Source organism: Ruegeria arenilitoris (genome assembly GCF_013035315.1).
Taxonomy (GTDB): Bacteria; Pseudomonadota; Alphaproteobacteria; order Rhodobacterales; family Rhodobacteraceae; genus Ruegeria; species Ruegeria arenilitoris_D.
Window position 1 is genome coordinate 241,567 of the sequence record NZ_WQHP01000001.1, and the last position, 15,874, is coordinate 257,440.

A 15,874-nucleotide genomic window follows, 5' to 3' on the forward strand; every position below is an offset into this window, starting at 1 on the left:
ATTATCGTAAGGCACCTTAGAACGGTTCTAATTGTGATGCTTTGCGCAAGGCGCTGCCTGTCGGAGATACGCACTGGCGGCGGCGGCGTCAATGTTTTCGCGTATAACCTGCCATAAGGGAAAGACAATGAAGCTTTCGACGAAGGGTCGTTACGCGATGGTCGCATTGGCTGACATTGCCCTGCAATGCTCTGAAGGGTTGGTAACGCTAAGCGAAATCTCTGAACGTCAGGACATTTCCCTACCGTATCTCGAACAGCTTTTCGTCAAGCTGCGCCGGGCCGAGCTTGTGTCATCCGTGCGCGGGCCAGGCGGTGGGTATCGTCTGGCGCGTCCTGCGTCCGAGATTCGGGTGGTCGAGATTTTGGCTGCGGTGGATGAGACTGTGGATGCGCTGCAAAAAGGTGCGGGTGCGTCCGGGGCGTCTTCGGGAAGCCGGGCGCAATCGCTGACCAATCGTTTGTGGGAAAGCCTCAGCGCGCATGTCTATGTGTTTCTGCATCAGACGCGTTTGTCCGACGTGATCAAGAACGATCTGGCCCCGTGTCCGGCCGTGCCCAGCCTGTTTTCCGTCGTGGATGAGTGATCCGATGCTGCCTGTGATGTGCCCCATTTGCGTTCAGGAAAAGATGTATCCATGAATCGCGTTTATCTGGATCATAACGCAACGACTCCGCTGCGCCCCGAGGCGCGCGAAGCCATGGTGGCCGCGATGGAGTTGTGCGGGAATCCCTCATCTGTTCATGCTGAGGGTCGGGCGGCCAAATCTCTCGTCGAACGCGCCCGCGCCCAGATCGCAGCGGCTTTTGGAGCGGATGGAGCGGACATCGTCTTTACCTCTGGATCGACCGAAGGGGCAGCCTTGACGTTGGCTGGGCGGAGTTTGCACGGATCGGCGGTGGAGCACGACGCGATCCGGTCATGGATCGTCGAAGACCTTCCGACTGCGCCCAATGGTTTGGTCGAGGTGGCCAGTCCCGAGCATTCGACTCTGCAGTTGGCCAACTCGGAAACGGGGATCGTGCAGCCGCTGCCCCAGGGGCTTGCGGTCACCGACGCCACGCAGGCGTTTGGCAAATTGCCGGTGGCCTTCAACTGGATGGGCGCGCAGATGGCGCTGATTTCAGCTCATAAACTGGGCGGCCCGAAAGGGATCGGTGCGGTTGTTATGAAACGTGGCACCGATCTGCCTGCGATGATCAAAGGTGGCGGGCAAGAGATGGGTCGCCGCTCGGGTACCGAAAATGTCATTGGAATCGCGGGGTTCGGGGTCGCAGCTGAAGCAGCCGCGCGGGATTTGTCGAACGGTGTTTGGGAACAGGTTCGTGAATTTAGAAATATTCTAGAAAATGCCCTTGAGGCTGGTTCTAAATCTACTATTTTTGTCGGGAAAGGTCAGGACCGACTGCCAAATACCGCGTGTTTCGCTACTCCGGGCTGGAAGGGTGAAACGCAGGTTATGCAGATGGATTTGGCAGGGTTCGCTGTTAGTGCGGGCTCGGCCTGTTCCAGCGGCAAGGTTCGGGCCAGCGCGGTGTTGACCGCAATGGGATTTAATGAGGTGACAGCAGCCAGCGCGATCCGCGTGTCGCTGGGGCCTTTGACCACAGAAGAAGAAGTGCTGCGTTTCGCCGAAACGTGGCTTGAAAAAGAAAAGAAGCATCGCGCGCGCGCCGCGTGATCTGACGGAGGGTGTCATATGGCCGCTTTGGACCAGACCCAGGTAAAAGAGGGTGTCGATCAGGAAACCGTAGATGCGGTACGCGAGGTCGGAACCTACAAATACGGCTGGGATACAGATATCGAGATGGAATACGCCCCCAAAGGCGTAAACCCGGATATCGTAAAGCTCATCTCGGAGAAGAACGAAGAGCCCGAGTGGATGACCGAATGGCGTTTGGCTGCGTTCGAGCGTTGGACCCAGATGGAAGAGCCCAAATGGGCCATGGTGCACTATCCGCCGATCGATTTTCAGGACCAGTATTACTATGCCCGTCCTAAGTCGATGGAGGAAAAGCCCAAGTCGTTGGATGAGGTCGACCCCAAGCTGTTGGCGACATATGAAAAGCTGGGCATCCCTCTGAAAGAACAGATGATTCTTGCTGGCGTTGAGGGCGCCGAAGACATGCCCGCCGAGGGCCGCAAAGTTGCGGTGGACGCGGTGTTTGACTCGGTCTCGGTCGGAACGACGTTCCAGGACGAACTGGCCAAGCATGGAGTGATCTTCTGCTCAATCTCCGAGGCAATCAAAGAACATCCTGAGTTGGTGAAGAAGTATCTGGGTACTGTCGTTCCGGTCTCGGACAACTTCTACGCAACTCTGAACTCCGCCGTGTTCTCGGACGGGTCGTTTGTTTACATCCCACCGGGCGTCCGCTGCCCGATGGAGCTGAGCACCTATTTCCGTATCAACGCGGAAAACACCGGTCAGTTCGAACGGACCCTTATCATCGCCGATAAAGGCAGCTATGTCAGCTACTTGGAGGGCTGTACTGCACCTCAGCGTGACACAGCGCAGCTGCACGCGGCTGTGGTTGAGATCATCGTCGAAGAAGATGCCGAGGTTAAGTATTCGACCGTTCAGAACTGGTTCCCGGGTGATGAGAACGGCAAGGGCGGGATCTATAACTTTGTGACCAAACGCGCCGATTGCCGGGGTGACCGGTCCAAGGTGATGTGGACGCAGGTTGAAACCGGCTCGGCCGTGACCTGGAAGTACCCGTCCTGCATCTTGCGCGGCGACGAAAGCCAGGGCGAGTTCTATTCGATCGCGATTGCCAACAACTATCAGCAGGCCGACACCGGCACGAAGATGGTTCACCTGGGCAAAAACACCAAGTCGCGGATCGTTTCCAAAGGTATCAGTGCGGGTAAGGCTCAGAACACCTATCGTGGTCTGGTCTCGATGCACCCGAAGGCCAAGGACAGCCGGAACTATACGCAGTGCGACAGTTTGCTGATCGGCGACAAATGCGGGGCGCATACGGTTCCGTATATCGAGGTCAAAAACAACTCTTCCCGAGTGGAGCACGAGGCGACGACGTCCAAGGTGGACGATGACCAGCTGTTCTACTGCCGTCAGCGCGGAATGGACGAGGAAGAGGCCGTGGCACTGGTCGTCAACGGGTTCTGCAAGGACGTCCTGCAGGCACTGCCGATGGAATTTGCTATGGAAGCGCAGCAGTTGGTTGCGATCAGTCTGGAAGGGTCCGTGGGGTAATTCGGGTGCTTGAGGCCAGTATCGTCGTGACCGTGTTGTCCGGATCATCGGGGTCGGTCACCTGCCCTTGCGCGGGCATGGAGCGAGCGTAAGTATGGAACAGTCTGTACCTCAAAAAGAGGCTGATCCCATCAAGCTTTTTTGGTGGAACAAGAGGCCAAATTTCGGGGATGATCTATCTCATGGCGTTGTGGCGCATGTGTCGGGCCGTCCTGTTGTTTGGGCGAAACCGGTTCGGGCGGATCTGTTCGCGATCGGCTCGATCATGTCTTTTGTCAGCCGCGGCGCGTTGGGTCGGGGTTCACCTGTAAAACCTTTCGTTTGGGGAAGCGGGTGTCTGGAGCCGCTGGCACCGGATTTCGTCGGCTCGGTGCAGACACCAAAGACTGTTCGTGGTCCGATTACGGCGGCTCTTCTAAACTTGCGGGACGTAAACTTTGGAGATCCCGGAATTTTGGCCAGCCGCGTCTATCCAAGAACTGAAGCGCAGGATGATGTCATCGGTATCGTCCCACACCACAGCGAGGTCGAGGATCCGAACATCGTCGCGCTGGTCGTGTCGGATCCCAGATTCAGACTAATTGACACCCGAAGACCCGCGGATGTCGTCTGTGCGGAAATTGCGGGTTGTGCAAGGATTTTCTCTTCCAGCCTGCACGGGCTGATCGTCGCGGACAGCTATGGCGTGGCCAACCATTGGTTCACGCTGAACGAAATACATCGCAAACCCGGATTGAAGTTCTATGACTACGCAACCGGAATCGAACGCGCTTTGCCCTCGCCACTGAGTGTGGGAGAGATCGCGAAACTAGCTACGAACGAGCCTCCGGGTTCGCTGGCCTACCAGAACGGTATCGAACAAAGCCAGTCGAACTTGTTGGAGAGCTTTTCAACAATCCCGCAAGAAACGGAACTCTATCATGCTTGAAATCAAAAACCTGCACGTGAAACTTGAGGAAGAAGAAAAGCAAATCCTCAAAGGTGTTGATCTGACTGTCGAGGCCGGAAAGGTGCACGCGATCATGGGGCCGAACGGCTCGGGTAAGTCGACACTCAGCTATGTGCTGTCGGGCCGCGACGGCTACGAAGTGACCGAAGGCACGGCCACTCTGGATGGTGAGGATTTGCTGGATATGGAACCGGAAGAGCGTGCTGCGGCAGGCATTTTCCTAGCGTTCCAATACCCGGTCGAAATCCCCGGCGTCGGCAACATGACGTTCCTGCGCACCGCAGTAAACGCGCAACGTAAGGCGCGTGGTGAAGAAGAACTGTCGGCCGCTGACTTCCTGAAGCTGGTTCGTGCCAAGGCCAAGTCGCTGAAGATTGACGCGGACATGCTTAAGCGTCCGGTGAACGTTGGATTCTCTGGCGGTGAGAAGAAGCGGAACGAAATCCTGCAGATGGCGATGCTTGAGCCGAAGATGTGCATCCTGGACGAAACGGACTCGGGTCTGGACGTCGATGCGATGAAGCTGGTGGCCGAGGGCGTGAACGCGCTGCGCGACGAAGGTCGTGGTTTCCTGGTAATCACCCACTATCAGCGTCTGCTTGATCACATCAAACCCGATGTCGTGCACATCATGGCAGACGGTCGGATCGTCAAAACCGGTGGTCCTGATCTGGCTCTGGAAGTTGAAAACAACGGTTACTCAGACATTCTGGCCGAGGTGAACTGATGGCGCTGCCCGAAGTTAAACAAACTGCGACCGAGGCGCGGCTGGCTACGCTGACCATGCCCGATGCAGGGTGCACGCGCGCCGCGCGCGAGGATGCACTGGCCCGAGTTCTTGAAATGGGTTTGCCCGGACGGCGCGATGAATACTGGAAGTACACGCGCCCGGACACGCTGATTTCGCCTGAAGCGCCGCGCGCTGCGCTTTTCCATTCGGACGAGCCGTTGCTGTTCGGGGACCTTGACCGTCTGAAAATCGTCTTTGTTGACGGCGTGTTCAGCGCCGAGGAATCGGACGATTTGCAACTGGAAGGCGTCAGTATCGAGCGTATCGAGGATATCTGCTGCAAAGATATTCACTGGGCCAAAGAGTTGTACGGCGTTCTTGAAGCGCGCGGGCAGTCTCCGGTTCAGCGACCATTGGCGGCGCTTAACACCGCCTTTGCAGCGGATGGTGTTGCTATTCATGTCACCGGCAAGCCGTCCAAGCCGATTAGCCTGATTTATCGTCACGCCTCCGAAACCTCTGACGCCATGCTGCACCACATCGTCCGTGTCGAAAGCGAGGCCGAGGTGACGATCCTTGAAAACGGGCCTGCGGCGTCGCGTTTTAACAAATGCATGGAGATCGACATCGCTGATGGCGGGACTTTGCATCACGTGCGCGCGCAGGGCAGGGATCATGAACGTCGTGCGGCAACACATATGTTTACCCGTCTGGGTCAGGAAGCTACCTATAAGTCGTTCACCTTGACGGTGAATGGTATTCTGACCCGGAACGAGCAAGTCGTTGAACTGACCGGCGATGATGCGGTTGCGCATGTGGCAGGCGCCTGTGTCGGCGATGGTGATTTCCACCACGATGACACGGTTTTCATCACCCACGACGCGGTGAACTGCGAAAGCCGACAGGTGTTCAAGAAGGTTCTGCGCAACGGTGCGACCGGCGTGTTCCAAGGCAAGATCCTGGTGAAAGAGGGTGCTCAGAAGACCGACGGTTACCAGATCAGCCAGTCCTTGCTGTTGGATGACGACAGCCAGTTCCTCGCCAAGCCGGAACTTGAGATCTATGCCGACGATGTCGCGTGTTCGCATGGCTCGACCTCGGGCGCGATTGACGAGACGGCGCTGTTCTACCTGCGCTCGCGCGGGGTTCCGGTGAAAGACGCCACCAATATGCTGACGCTGGCCTTTTTGGCCGAGGCCGTCGATGAGATCGAGGATGAGGCTCTGGCCGAAGCCATTGTCGAACGCCTCGAAGGCTGGTTGTCGCGGCATAGCTGATGCCGGTGACATCAGATATCGTGGCCACCTATCGGGGGCCGGGGCGGGTTGTGCGTCGGCTTCTTGATCTTGGCCCGCGCGAGGATAGGGCACTGGTGTTTGTTATGGCGTTCTGCGTTGTGGCATTCATCGCCCAATTGCCCAGCCTCGCCCGCCGTGCGCATATCGAAGGCCTTGAGCTTGATATGTTGATGGGCGGTGCCTTGATGGGCACCGTCTTTATTCTGCCGCTGTTTTTCTACCTGCTGGCTTTTGTGTCATATGGCGCGGCGCGGCTGGCTGGAGGTAAGGGCACATCTTACGGTGCACGGCTGGCGTTGTTTTGGGCGCTACTTTCCTCGACGCCGCTGGTTCTGTTAAATGGCCTTGTTGCAGGATTTATCGGCTCTGGTCCCGCGCTGACGATCGTGGGCGCTATCTGGTTCGCCGTGTTCCTGTGGTTCTGGGTGGCAGGTCTCAGCCAAGCGCAAAGGCAACAAGAATGAATTCCACAGGCATTGCTCAACTTGCCGTACTGACCCTGACTAACCCTGCGCAAGCTGCCCGCCAGCTTTTAGCGCTGCGACCGGGGCGTGAGGTTCTGTGGCTTGCCTTTGCTTTGGCCGTCGTTCTGAACGGCATAATCCAGCTGGGGATTGAACAAATGGTCCCGGTGCCCGAAGGGGAACCGGTTCTTCCGCCAGAGCCTGTCTTTTTGGGCCTGCTGCGCTCGGCGGGTACCATGATGCTGAGCGTCGCTGCATTTCTTTTCGTCGGCCGTTTTCTGGGTGGCCGCGCCTCGTTCGAAGACATCCTGACGCTCACAATCTGGCTTCAATACCTGCAGATCGCTGCGATGGTGATCACATTGGCGGTTACAATCGTTTTGCCGTTCCTGATGGTGATGTTTTTGTTGGCCACAGCCGTGATCAGCCTTTACGTCACGCTACATTTCCTGAATGAAGCGCATCAGTTCGGTTCGCTTGCAAAATCTTTTGGGGTCATCGTGTTATCTGCCTTGCTGGCAGTTCCACTTGTCCTCGCTCTTACGCCCGGCGGCCCGGTATAGGGAAAAAGACCATGTATGACGTGCAGAAAATTCGCTCTGACTTTCCGATCCTGTCACGGGAAGTAAATGGCAAGCCGCTGACCTATCTGGACAACGGCGCGTCGGCGCAGAAACCGCAGGTGGTGATCGACGCAGTCACGCGCGCCTACGCAGAAGAGTATTCGAATGTCCATCGTGGGCTGCACTACCTGTCCAACCTCGCGACCGAGAAGTATGAAGGTGTTCGCGGAACCATTGCCCATTTTCTGGGGGCCGCGGATGAGGATGAGATCGTTCTGAACTCGGGCACGACCGAAGGGATCAACCTTGTTGCCTACGGCTGGGCGATGCCGCACCTGCAGGCCGGGGATGAGATCGTCCTGAGCGTGATGGAGCATCACGCCAACATCGTGCCCTGGCATTTCCTGCGCGAACGTCAGGGTGTTGTTTTGAAATGGGTCGATGTGGATGCGGACGGCGGACTGGACCCGCAAGCCGTGATCGATGCAATCGGTCCGAAAACAAAGCTGGTCGCCGTCACCCAGTGTTCAAACGTTCTGGGCACGGTGGTGGATGTCAAAGCGATCACCGAAGGAGCCCACGCCAAAGGCGTTCCGGTGCTAGTCGATGGCAGCCAGGGCGCGGTTCATATGCCTGTGAACGTGCAGGATATCGGGTGTGATTTCTATGCTATCACCGGGCACAAGCTTTACGGCCCGTCCGGCTCTGGCGCGATTTATATCAAGTCCGAACGCATGGCTGAAATGCGCCCCTTCATCGGCGGCGGCGACATGATCAAAGAGGTCAGCAAGGATCAGGTGATCTACAACGATCCGCCGATGAAGTTCGAGGCCGGCACGCCCGGTATCGTGCAGACCATCGGTCTGGGTGTTGCTCTGGATTACATGATGGATTTGGGGATGGAGAACATCGCCAAGCACGAGGCCGGTCTGCGCGATTACGCAATGCAGAAACTGACGGGTCTGAACTGGTTGCAGGTACAGGGCACACGTCCCGACAAGGCCGCGATCTTCAGCTTTACGCTGGACGGGGCAGGGCACGCGCATGATGTTTCAACCATTCTGGACAAAAAAGGTGTGGCCGTGCGCGCCGGTCATCACTGTGCCGGGCCGCTGATGGATTTCTACGGTGTCACTGCCACTTGCCGCGCCAGCTTTGGCCTCTACAACACGACGGACGAGGTCGACACGCTGATCGACGCGCTTGAACTGGCGCATGATCTGTTTGCGTGAAACCTGACCGATCCGGGAAGATTTGCAGTTGCACCCGGATCGGAACAAGGTTAGCTAACGGCCAAGGCACCTGTAGCTCAGCTGGATAGAGCGCTGCCCTCCGAAGGCAGAGGCCAGAGGTTCGAATCCTCTCAGGTGCGCCACGTACCCCACCATTGTTCAAAAAGCTGGTAGTCATATCCGATACGGAAGTTATTCTAGGCGATAATTCATAGAGAAAATACGTTGAATGCCCGGAGCTGACGCGCCGTTTTCTAAAAATGGTGTCGGGTGTTCGCAGCGCGTGTTTTGCACTTGGTCGCTATCGATGCCGACGTAATTGGAGCGACGCTATCTGCCTAAACCGCTGTTACACATGGCGACCTGTCTTTGCGACGGATTGCCCAAGACAGCACAATTTCTCTTACTTCGACAAAGCTGTTTTGGTTTGACTTGCGTATGTCATGAACCCGGCAACTTCCTATTTTCTGCCAAAAACCTAAATCGACGCCGCTGTCGATGGCAGAACATCACATGCGCGAACTTCGGTCGACGAACTAATTCGCGTTCGAAGAAAGGAGTTCACCACTATGAGAGTCAAAGAATAAATGTATGCCGCAGTTTTGGCGATACCAGGCAGCCTTTTGGCCGCGGGGGTGGTCAATGCGGCTAACCTAACGAGTTTGGGTCGTTTGAGCGATGGAACCACCGTTTGGCGCATCACGAACGATTTGGATGCGCCTCAAACTGTGCGGTTGCAACAATATGGCGGGACGTTCGACAAAGAGTTCGTCGTCAATCCAGGTACAACAATCGTTTATGGGGGAAAAGGTAGCGGGGCACAGACGCACAAAGCTTACTTTAATGGCGAGAGTACCACAAAAACCAAAGCGGCAGGCAATCAGGCTTACGATCCATATCAATCCGGTCCTGCTGGGCCACAGGGTCCGCAAGGCGCGACTGGTCCACAAGGCGAAACCGGACAACAGGGCGACGTGGGGCCGCAGGGTGAAACTGGACAAGTCGACTATGCGCGCATGATCCCGCTCCAAAACGAGATTGTCGCAAACCGGAATGCTATTGCGCGAAATGCGGAAAACATCGCCAACAACACAGCAGGAATTGCCGCGGCGATGTCTTTGGCAGCGTTGCAGCAGAACCCGCATTATGACGGAATCCAGACGTCTTTCGGTCTTGGCTATTATGATGGGAAGACCGGGTATTCCGGATTAGTGGGTATGAAGTTGAACGACCGCATTTATGGCAATGTCGGTGTTTCGTACGGGACAGAGCCGGGTGCCGTTGCATCAATCACCATTAGCTGGTGATCGGGTAAAGTACCTGGGTAGCAGAATCCGGTTTCAGTTGTGTTTTGAATGAAAAAGAGCGCCGTATGGCGCTCAATCATAACCATCAGCAGGACTGGAGTTTTTGGGGCGTTAACCGCCCCAGCTGCGGACCTCGCCGCAATCCATGTGGACAAAGTTGGAACGGTAGTATTTGCCAACGCCACCAGCGCGGCAGGAGATGGCCGCCTTGGCCATTTGGGAAACAGAGCGCGAAGACAGACGCAGGTCAGCGGCCTGACCCTTCATGTGCAGCGAGTTCTTGGCCACACGGCGCGAGCGCGAGCGCAGCATCGCGTTTGTTTGGGGGGAGCGGTAGCCGGACAGCAGCGTGTAGGGCTCGTTCACGTCCAGCAGGTTGTGCGAAGCGGCCATGATGTCGATGGTGCGCAGGTCCATGGATTTGACCTGATCCGTGCGCCAATCGCGCATGAAGTGGTTCACTTCTTTGACGGCGTCCTTGATGTATTTGCCATCCACCCAATAGATCATGTCGATCCGTTCGCCGGTGCGGCCCGAATACATGCGAATACGACGGATATCGCCGCCGCCGCGCAAAAAACCTGCTGCGTTGGAATAAGTCGGTGCTGCCACAACTGCGGTTGCTGCAAATGCGCCCAATAGGGCACGACGGGTCAAGCCCGAAGTACTGCTCGTAGTCATTTTAGTTTCGTCCCGTACTGTTCCTGCCTGCACACGATGTTACGCGCGCGGTATTAATTTTTTCCCATCCCAGATGCGGGATTTATGACACAGTCGTGAGGAGCCGCCAAGAAGTCTTTGAAATTCACCTTTTCAAGGGGGAATTTTCGGCAGTTTTTTGCGCAGGTGATGCAAATTGGTATAATATTGAGGCAATTAGGCATTGGCATACTGCAGCCGATGCAAACGCGCATCAGACAGAAGGGGATGCATCAATTTGATGCATTTGTGAATGGACAAATCCTTCGGCTGAAAACCATATTTTACCGACATGCGCCTCAGAACGCGCAAAGTATTGAATAATCAGGGCCATCCCATGCGAGCTTTTTTACGATTGCCAACACGTCTTATTTTCGCCGCTTGTGTTTCGGCGGCAGCATCCGTGGCAAACGCCCAATCCGTGCCGGATACCGCGTTTCAAATGGCTGTTGCCGAGTTTGCACCTTCCGGGTCAGGACTCGCGGATTTCTACCGCGGCAACGATTTTGCGCCGATTTGGGTTGGTGAAAGCCCAGAGCATCAAGCGCGCCGGGCCCGTTTGATCCGGGCGCTGTCGTCAACGGATCTGCATGGTTTGCCCCAAGGGGACTACGACGTTTCGTCCCTAATGTCTCAGATGCAGGACGCACGGTCCTTGCGGGACCTTGGCGCGGTTGAGATCGCATTGAGCCGCGCGTTTTTACGCTATGCAGATGACCTTTATTCCGGTGCGTTGCGCCCTGCGCAGATTGACGACGGTCTGGTCCGCAAAGTCTCTCGACGGTCCGCCGCAGAACACCTGCAGGCGCTGACAACCGCTGACGGAGACGCCTATTTCGACGAACTCGCACCGCAATCTGTTCAGTATCGAGCATTGATGAAGCAGAAGTTGGCTCTTGAAACTCTCGTCCATCAGGGCGGATGGGGTGCGTCCGTTCCGGTGGACAAGCTGGAGCTCGGGGACACGGGCCCCAATGTCATTAAGCTGCGGAACCGCCTGATAACAATGGGCTATCTCAAGCCCACAGCCAGCCCGGTGTTCGACGACGCGTTGCTGGCCGCTGTGAAGGACTTTCAGCAGGCGCACGGCCTGGCTGCGGACGGTGTCGCAGGACAAGGTACGATTACCGAGCTGAACCGGACCGCGTCCGAGCGCCTGAAGGCCGTTTACGTCGCCCTGGAACGCGAGCGTTGGTTGCCGCGCGAGAGGGGTGAGCGGCATATTCTGGTGAATCAAGCGGATTTCTCGGCCAAGATCGTTGATGAAGGCAGGGTCACGTTTGAAACCCGCGCGGTGATTGGCAAAAACGTTCATGATCGCCGTAGCCCTGAATTCTCGGACGAGATGGAGCATATGGTCATCAACCCCAGTTGGTATGTTCCGCGCTCGATCATCACCAAGGAATATCTGCCCAAGCTGCAGTCGAACCCAAATGCTGTGGGGCACATCCAGATCACGGATCGCAGCGGTCGGGTGGTGAACCGGGGCGCTGTGGATTTCACTCAGTTCAACACCCGGAACTTCCCATTTGCGATGCGCCAACCGCCCAGCAAAAGCAATGCGTTGGGGCTAGTGAAGTTCATGTTCCCAAACAAGTACAACATCTATCTGCATGATACGCCTCAGAAATCTCTGTTCGCGCGTGAGGTGCGGGCGTTCTCGCACGGGTGTATCCGACTGGCGCAACCGTTTGAGTTTGCCTATGCGTTGCTGGCCAAGCAAGAAGAAGACCCCAAGGCGTTTTTCCATCGCATTCTGGCGACCGGCAAGGAAACGACGGTTCAGCTTGACCAGCATGTTCCGGTCCACCTGATCTATCGCACGGCCTATATCGGGCCGAAGGGTGAGGTTCAGTATCGCCGCGATGTCTATGACCGGGATCGGAAAATCTGGGAGGCTCTGCAGAAAGCAGGGGTAGCCCTGCCGGACGTTCAGGGGTAAGCACCGGGGGCAGGTCCTTAATTCGGGAAGCCCGTCATGCAATATACCATTCAGCAAATCGCCGAAGCCCTGGGCGCCGAAAGCCAGGGTGATCTGAGCGTTGTCATCGAACGCGCCGCAGAACCGGCCGATGCGGGCCCAGCTGATCTGGCCATGGCGATGTCGCCGAAATACGCCGAAGCGCTGAGCGCCGGGTCCGCTCGTGCTGCCGTGTTGTGGGAAGGTGCTGATTGGCAAGCCCTGGGTTTGGACGCCGCGATTTTCGTTCCACGTCCGCGCATGGCGATGGCCGGAATCACCGCGATGCTGGATCGCGGGCAGGGTGTTGAATCCGGTGTTCACCCTTCAGCCGTGATCGACCCAACTGCGGAAATTGGCGAAGGGGCCTCTATCGGCCCGCTGGCGGTTATCGGCGCACGGGTTCGCATTGGAAAGGGCGCGGTGATCGGCCCCCATTGTGTGATCGGCATGGATGCGGTTCTCGGTGACAACGCCGTTCTGCGCGAGATGGTGAGCATTGGCGCCCGGGCGCAGATTGGGGACCGGTTCATAGCCCAACCCGGCGCGCGGATCGGTGGCGATGGGTTCAGCTTTGTGACGCCCGAGGTTTCAGGTGCCGAAAACGCACGCAAGACAATGGGCGATCAAGGCGAAGCCCGCGCGCAAAGTTGGCTGCGCATCCATTCCCTTGGTGCCGTTGAAATTGGTGACGATGTCGAGGTTGGCTCGAATTGCACCGTCGATAACGGCACTATTCGGAATACGCGCATCGGCGACGGCTCAAAACTCGATAACCTGGTCCATGTGGGCCACAACACGCGCGTCGGGCGCGATTGTCTGCTGTGTGGCCAAACCGGTGTGTCCGGGTCTGTCGAGATCGGAAACAACGTCGTGTTGGGCGGTCAGACCGGAGTGGTCGACAACATCTTTATTGGTGACGGCGTGATCTCGGGCGGGGGAACGAAAATCCTGTCCAATGTACCCAAAGGACGCGTGATTATGGGCTATCCGGGCATAAAAATGGAAAGCCATACAGACATTTACAAAGCGCAGCGGCGTCTGCCGCGATTGGCGCGTGACGTAGAGGCGTTGAAAAAGGCTGTTTCCAAATTGCCTTCGAGTGATTAAATCACCCTCAACAGGATAATCAGAGGATCGTCATGAGCATCAGCGACCGCGTCATCGCAATCATTGCAGAGCAGGCCGTGCTGGAGCCGTCTGATGTGACCCCCGAAAGCACGCTTGAAGATCTTGGCATCGACAGTCTTGGTCTGGTCGAGAGCATTTTTGCGATCGAGGAAGAGTTCGACATTTCGGTTCCGTTCAACGCTAACGAACCCAGCGCCAGCGACTTTGATATCACGAACGTTGCGGCGATTATCGCCGGGATCGAAAAGCTGGTGTCGGAAAAGGTCTGACGTAGTCTCATGAAACGCGTCGTCATTACCGGGGCCGGTACTATCAATTCGCTGGGCCATTCGGTGGCCGATACGCTTGAGGCCATGCGCGAAGGGCGTTGTGGGATCTCTGAGCTCGAATTTCGGGATGTCGAGCGTTTGGCCATCAAGATTGGCGGTCAGGTTCGCGGCTTTGAAGCTGAGGGCCGGTTCAACCGGCAGCAGATGAGCCTGTATGATCGTTTCACCCAATTCACGCTGACCGCAGCGAAAGAGGCGATTGATCAATCCGGGATCGAATTTCACGGTGATCTGGCCGCGCGATCTGGTGTGGTGCTTGGGACCGCCGGTGGCGGCGTTTCGACCTGGGACGATAACTACCGTTCCGTTTATGAGGATGGCAAAAACCGGGTTCACCCGTTTGTCGTACCGAAACTGATGAACAACGCAGCCGCTAGCCATGTGTCGATGGAGCATAACCTGAAGGGGCCAAGCTTTACGGTCTCGACAGCGTGTGCATCGTCCAACCACGCGATGGCGTTGGCGTTTCAGATGGTGCGTAGCGGCGCTGCTCCGGCCATGGTGACCGGTGGTTCGGAGTCGATGCTGTGTTTCGGCGGGGTCAAGGCCTGGGAAGGGCTGCGCGTCATGTCCAAGGACGCGTGCCGACCCTTCAGCGCAAACCGCAATGGTATGGTTCAGGGCGAGGGCGCAGGTGTCTTCGTGTTCGAGGAATACGAGCATGCGCGCGCCCGTGGTGCGGATATTCTGTGCGAGGTGGTCGGTTTCGCCATGTCCTCTGACGCTGCGGATATCGTGATGCCCAGCAAACAGGGTGCTTCACGAGCAATGTCCGGTGCGCTGGCAGATGCGCGGATCAGTGCAGACAAGGTGGGCTATATCAATGCCCATGGCACCGGTACCGCGGCCAATGACAAGACGGAATGCGCGGCGGTTGCTGATGTGTTCGGCCCACACGCGGATGAGCTGATGATCTCATCGACCAAGTCGATGCATGGTCACTTGATCGGGGGCACCGGCGCGGTTGAGCTGTTGGCCTGTATCATGGCCCTGCGTGACGGAGTGATTGCGCCCACGATTGGGTATGAAGAACCCGATCCGGAATGCGCGCTGGACATCGTGCCAAACGAAGCACGCGAAGCGAATGTTGATGTTGTCCTGAGCAACGCGTTTGCCTTTGGCGGCCTGAACGCTGTGCTGGCGTTGAAACGCGTTTAAGCCAGGAATCTGACACAAAAAAAGCGCCACCGAAGATCTTCGGTGGCGCTTTTTTCTTGAGCGTAATTTAGTTCTGCAGAACGTTCAAACTGTCGAACCCGGCGGTGAATCCGGCCAGCGAAACTTCCAGTTCCAGCAACTGATTGGGGGCCAAAACCGACACCAGCGACAGCTTGGCGGTCGAGCCCGCTTTCATCGCGTCTACATCTCCTTGGGTAAAGCCCAACTGAGCGAGGCAGCCGACAGGGTTGCAATGATGATAGTCATAGCGTTTGCCTGGTCCGCCATCGATCGAAAAGGCGATCTGGGCCTGCAGCAAGGTTTCCAGAGGAACCACGACAGTTGCACCCGCAACGGCGGCAACACCTTCCGGCAGCCGTTCAATGGTGATCTCTGCAATTGGTTGGCCTTGCTCACCGGTCAGGACCTGACGCATTGCGCAGGGATCTTCTTCGTTATTGGTGTTGATGCAAAGGATGGCCCAGTCGCCTTGTTCCTCTTTGATGTATTGCTCTCCCAGACGGGGACCGGTTTCGCCCAGATCCAGGTCGGTGCCGACCCCGGTCTGAGGCTGAGTTTCAGTGTCCTGGGTTGCCTCTTGGGCAAATGCAGTGCCGCAGCACAAGGCGGCGGTCACCAGGCTGACGGATAGGATGTTCTTGATCATGAGTGCCTCGGCAATGTGTGTGTTGGACTTTTTCTTTCGTCTATCACCCCTCGCCAACAGTGTCAGCGGCTAAGGTGGCGCAATTCAAGATGTGATCGGATTTTCGCCACCTTTTGGAGGCGCAGAAAGGGCAAACTCACAAACGACAAAGGGAGCCGTTGGAGCGG

The 15,874-nt window shown here is 56.9% G+C and carries 16 protein-coding genes and 1 tRNA gene; 15 read left to right on the forward strand and 2 right to left on the reverse strand.

What is annotated here, in order from left to right:
* Positions 1-127 precede the first annotated feature (127 nt).
* The 11 genes from GOV53_RS01165 (at position 128) to GOV53_RS21400 (ending at position 9,763) form a co-directional block, all read left to right on the forward strand.
* Positions 128-586 carry an Rrf2 family transcriptional regulator gene (locus GOV53_RS01165; protein WP_170463624.1) on the forward strand — a complete coding sequence of 153 codons (459 nt, stop codon included), beginning with the start codon at positions 128-130 and terminating at the stop codon, positions 584-586.
* Between the two features lie 51 nt (positions 587-637).
* Positions 638-1,681 (forward strand): cysteine desulfurase family protein, encoded by a 1,044-nt coding sequence (locus tag GOV53_RS01170; protein ID WP_170463626.1) that lies wholly within the window; start codon positions 638-640, stop codon positions 1,679-1,681.
* An 18-nt stretch (positions 1,682-1,699) separates the two neighbouring features.
* The gene (sufB, locus tag GOV53_RS01175; protein WP_170463628.1) at positions 1,700-3,220 is read left to right on the forward strand and encodes a Fe-S cluster assembly protein SufB; all 1,521 of its coding nucleotides are present in this window, start codon (positions 1,700-1,702) and stop codon (positions 3,218-3,220) included.
* Between the two features lie 94 nt (positions 3,221-3,314).
* Entirely contained in the window at positions 3,315-4,148 is an 834-nt protein-coding gene (locus GOV53_RS01180; protein ID WP_170463630.1) for a polysaccharide pyruvyl transferase family protein, read from the forward strand.
* Complete coding sequence (sufC, locus tag GOV53_RS01185; RefSeq protein WP_170463632.1) at positions 4,141-4,896, forward strand: Fe-S cluster assembly ATPase SufC; 756 nt, start codon at positions 4,141-4,143, stop codon at positions 4,894-4,896. The genes GOV53_RS01180 and sufC overlap by 8 nt, the downstream gene beginning before the upstream one ends.
* The gene (gene sufD, locus GOV53_RS01190; protein ID WP_170463633.1) at positions 4,896-6,176 is read left to right on the forward strand and encodes a Fe-S cluster assembly protein SufD; all 1,281 of its coding nucleotides are present in this window, start codon (positions 4,896-4,898) and stop codon (positions 6,174-6,176) included. The genes sufC and sufD overlap by 1 nt, the downstream gene beginning before the upstream one ends.
* Positions 6,176-6,661, forward strand: a complete 486-nt coding sequence (locus GOV53_RS01195; RefSeq protein ID WP_170463635.1) for a YIP1 family protein — start codon at positions 6,176-6,178, stop codon at positions 6,659-6,661. The genes sufD and GOV53_RS01195 overlap by 1 nt, the downstream gene beginning before the upstream one ends.
* A complete protein-coding gene (locus tag GOV53_RS01200) occupies positions 6,658-7,224 on the forward strand; it encodes a YIP1 family protein (protein WP_170463637.1) in 567 nt (188 codons plus the stop codon). The genes GOV53_RS01195 and GOV53_RS01200 overlap by 4 nt, the downstream gene beginning before the upstream one ends.
* An 11-nt stretch (positions 7,225-7,235) precedes the next feature.
* Complete coding sequence (locus GOV53_RS01205; protein ID WP_170463639.1) at positions 7,236-8,456, forward strand: cysteine desulfurase; 1,221 nt, start codon at positions 7,236-7,238, stop codon at positions 8,454-8,456.
* Between the two features lie 66 nt (positions 8,457-8,522).
* Positions 8,523-8,599 (forward strand) — tRNA-Arg (locus GOV53_RS01210).
* A gap of 528 nt (positions 8,600-9,127) precedes the next feature.
* Positions 9,128-9,763 carry a collagen-like protein gene (locus tag GOV53_RS21400; RefSeq protein ID WP_217361226.1) on the forward strand — a complete coding sequence of 212 codons (636 nt, stop codon included), beginning with the start codon at positions 9,128-9,130 and terminating at the stop codon, positions 9,761-9,763.
* A 111-nt stretch (positions 9,764-9,874) separates the two neighbouring features.
* Here the strand turns inward: GOV53_RS21400 and GOV53_RS01220 are convergent, their stop codons facing one another.
* On the reverse strand, positions 9,875-10,444 hold the full coding sequence (locus tag GOV53_RS01220; protein WP_170463641.1) for a YcbK family protein: 570 nt from the start codon (positions 10,442-10,444) through the stop codon (positions 9,875-9,877).
* Positions 10,445-10,799: 355 nt separating this feature from the next.
* On the opposite strand from GOV53_RS01220, the gene GOV53_RS01225 reads away from it, so the two are divergent.
* The 4 genes from GOV53_RS01225 to GOV53_RS01240 are packed head-to-tail and all read left to right on the forward strand — an operon-like array spanning position 10,800 to position 15,040.
* Positions 10,800-12,404 carry a L,D-transpeptidase family protein gene (locus tag GOV53_RS01225; RefSeq protein ID WP_170463643.1) on the forward strand — a complete coding sequence of 535 codons (1,605 nt, stop codon included), beginning with the start codon at positions 10,800-10,802 and terminating at the stop codon, positions 12,402-12,404.
* A gap of 36 nt (positions 12,405-12,440) precedes the next feature.
* Positions 12,441-13,532: a UDP-3-O-(3-hydroxymyristoyl)glucosamine N-acyltransferase gene (lpxD, locus tag GOV53_RS01230; RefSeq protein WP_170463645.1), complete on the forward strand. Its 1,092-nt coding sequence runs from the start codon at positions 12,441-12,443 to the stop codon at positions 13,530-13,532.
* Between the two features lie 32 nt (positions 13,533-13,564).
* Complete coding sequence (locus GOV53_RS01235) at positions 13,565-13,822, forward strand: acyl carrier protein (protein WP_170424789.1); 258 nt, start codon at positions 13,565-13,567, stop codon at positions 13,820-13,822.
* A 9-nt stretch (positions 13,823-13,831) separates the two neighbouring features.
* Positions 13,832-15,040, forward strand: coding sequence for a beta-ketoacyl-[acyl-carrier-protein] synthase family protein (locus GOV53_RS01240; RefSeq protein ID WP_170463647.1), 1,209 nt, complete (start codon positions 13,832-13,834; stop codon positions 15,038-15,040).
* Between the two features lie 67 nt (positions 15,041-15,107).
* On the opposite strand, the gene GOV53_RS01245 is transcribed toward GOV53_RS01240, so the two are convergent.
* The gene (locus tag GOV53_RS01245) at positions 15,108-15,707 is read right to left on the reverse strand and encodes an invasion associated locus B family protein (protein WP_170463649.1); all 600 of its coding nucleotides are present in this window, start codon (positions 15,705-15,707) and stop codon (positions 15,108-15,110) included.
* Between the last annotated feature and the right edge of the window lie 167 nt (positions 15,708-15,874).

Bases quoted from the DNA above. Each gene is read 5' to 3' on its own strand.
- GOV53_RS01165 (WP_170463624.1), top strand. From the start codon at position 128: ATGAAGCTTTCGACGAAGGGTCGTTACGCGATGGTCGCATTGGCTGAC.
- GOV53_RS01170 (WP_170463626.1), top strand. From the start codon at position 638: ATGAATCGCGTTTATCTGGATCATAACGCAACGACTCCGCTGCGCCCC.
- sufB (WP_170463628.1), top strand. From the start codon at position 1,700: ATGGCCGCTTTGGACCAGACCCAGGTAAAAGAGGGTGTCGATCAGGAA.
- GOV53_RS01180 (WP_170463630.1), top strand. From the start codon at position 3,315: ATGGAACAGTCTGTACCTCAAAAAGAGGCTGATCCCATCAAGCTTTTT.
- sufC (WP_170463632.1), top strand. From the start codon at position 4,141: ATGCTTGAAATCAAAAACCTGCACGTGAAACTTGAGGAAGAAGAAAAG.
- sufD (WP_170463633.1), top strand. From the start codon at position 4,896: ATGGCGCTGCCCGAAGTTAAACAAACTGCGACCGAGGCGCGGCTGGCT.
- GOV53_RS01195 (WP_170463635.1), top strand. From the start codon at position 6,176: ATGCCGGTGACATCAGATATCGTGGCCACCTATCGGGGGCCGGGGCGG.
- GOV53_RS01200 (WP_170463637.1), top strand. From the start codon at position 6,658: ATGAATTCCACAGGCATTGCTCAACTTGCCGTACTGACCCTGACTAAC.
- GOV53_RS01205 (WP_170463639.1), top strand. From the start codon at position 7,236: ATGTATGACGTGCAGAAAATTCGCTCTGACTTTCCGATCCTGTCACGG.
- GOV53_RS01220 (WP_170463641.1), bottom strand. From the start codon at position 10,444: ATGACTACGAGCAGTACTTCGGGCTTGACCCGTCGTGCCCTATTGGGC.
- GOV53_RS01225 (WP_170463643.1), top strand. From the start codon at position 10,800: ATGCGAGCTTTTTTACGATTGCCAACACGTCTTATTTTCGCCGCTTGT.
- lpxD (WP_170463645.1), top strand. From the start codon at position 12,441: ATGCAATATACCATTCAGCAAATCGCCGAAGCCCTGGGCGCCGAAAGC.
- GOV53_RS01235 (WP_170424789.1), top strand. From the start codon at position 13,565: ATGAGCATCAGCGACCGCGTCATCGCAATCATTGCAGAGCAGGCCGTG.
- GOV53_RS01240 (WP_170463647.1), top strand. From the start codon at position 13,832: ATGAAACGCGTCGTCATTACCGGGGCCGGTACTATCAATTCGCTGGGC.
- GOV53_RS01245 (WP_170463649.1), bottom strand. From the start codon at position 15,707: ATGATCAAGAACATCCTATCCGTCAGCCTGGTGACCGCCGCCTTGTGC.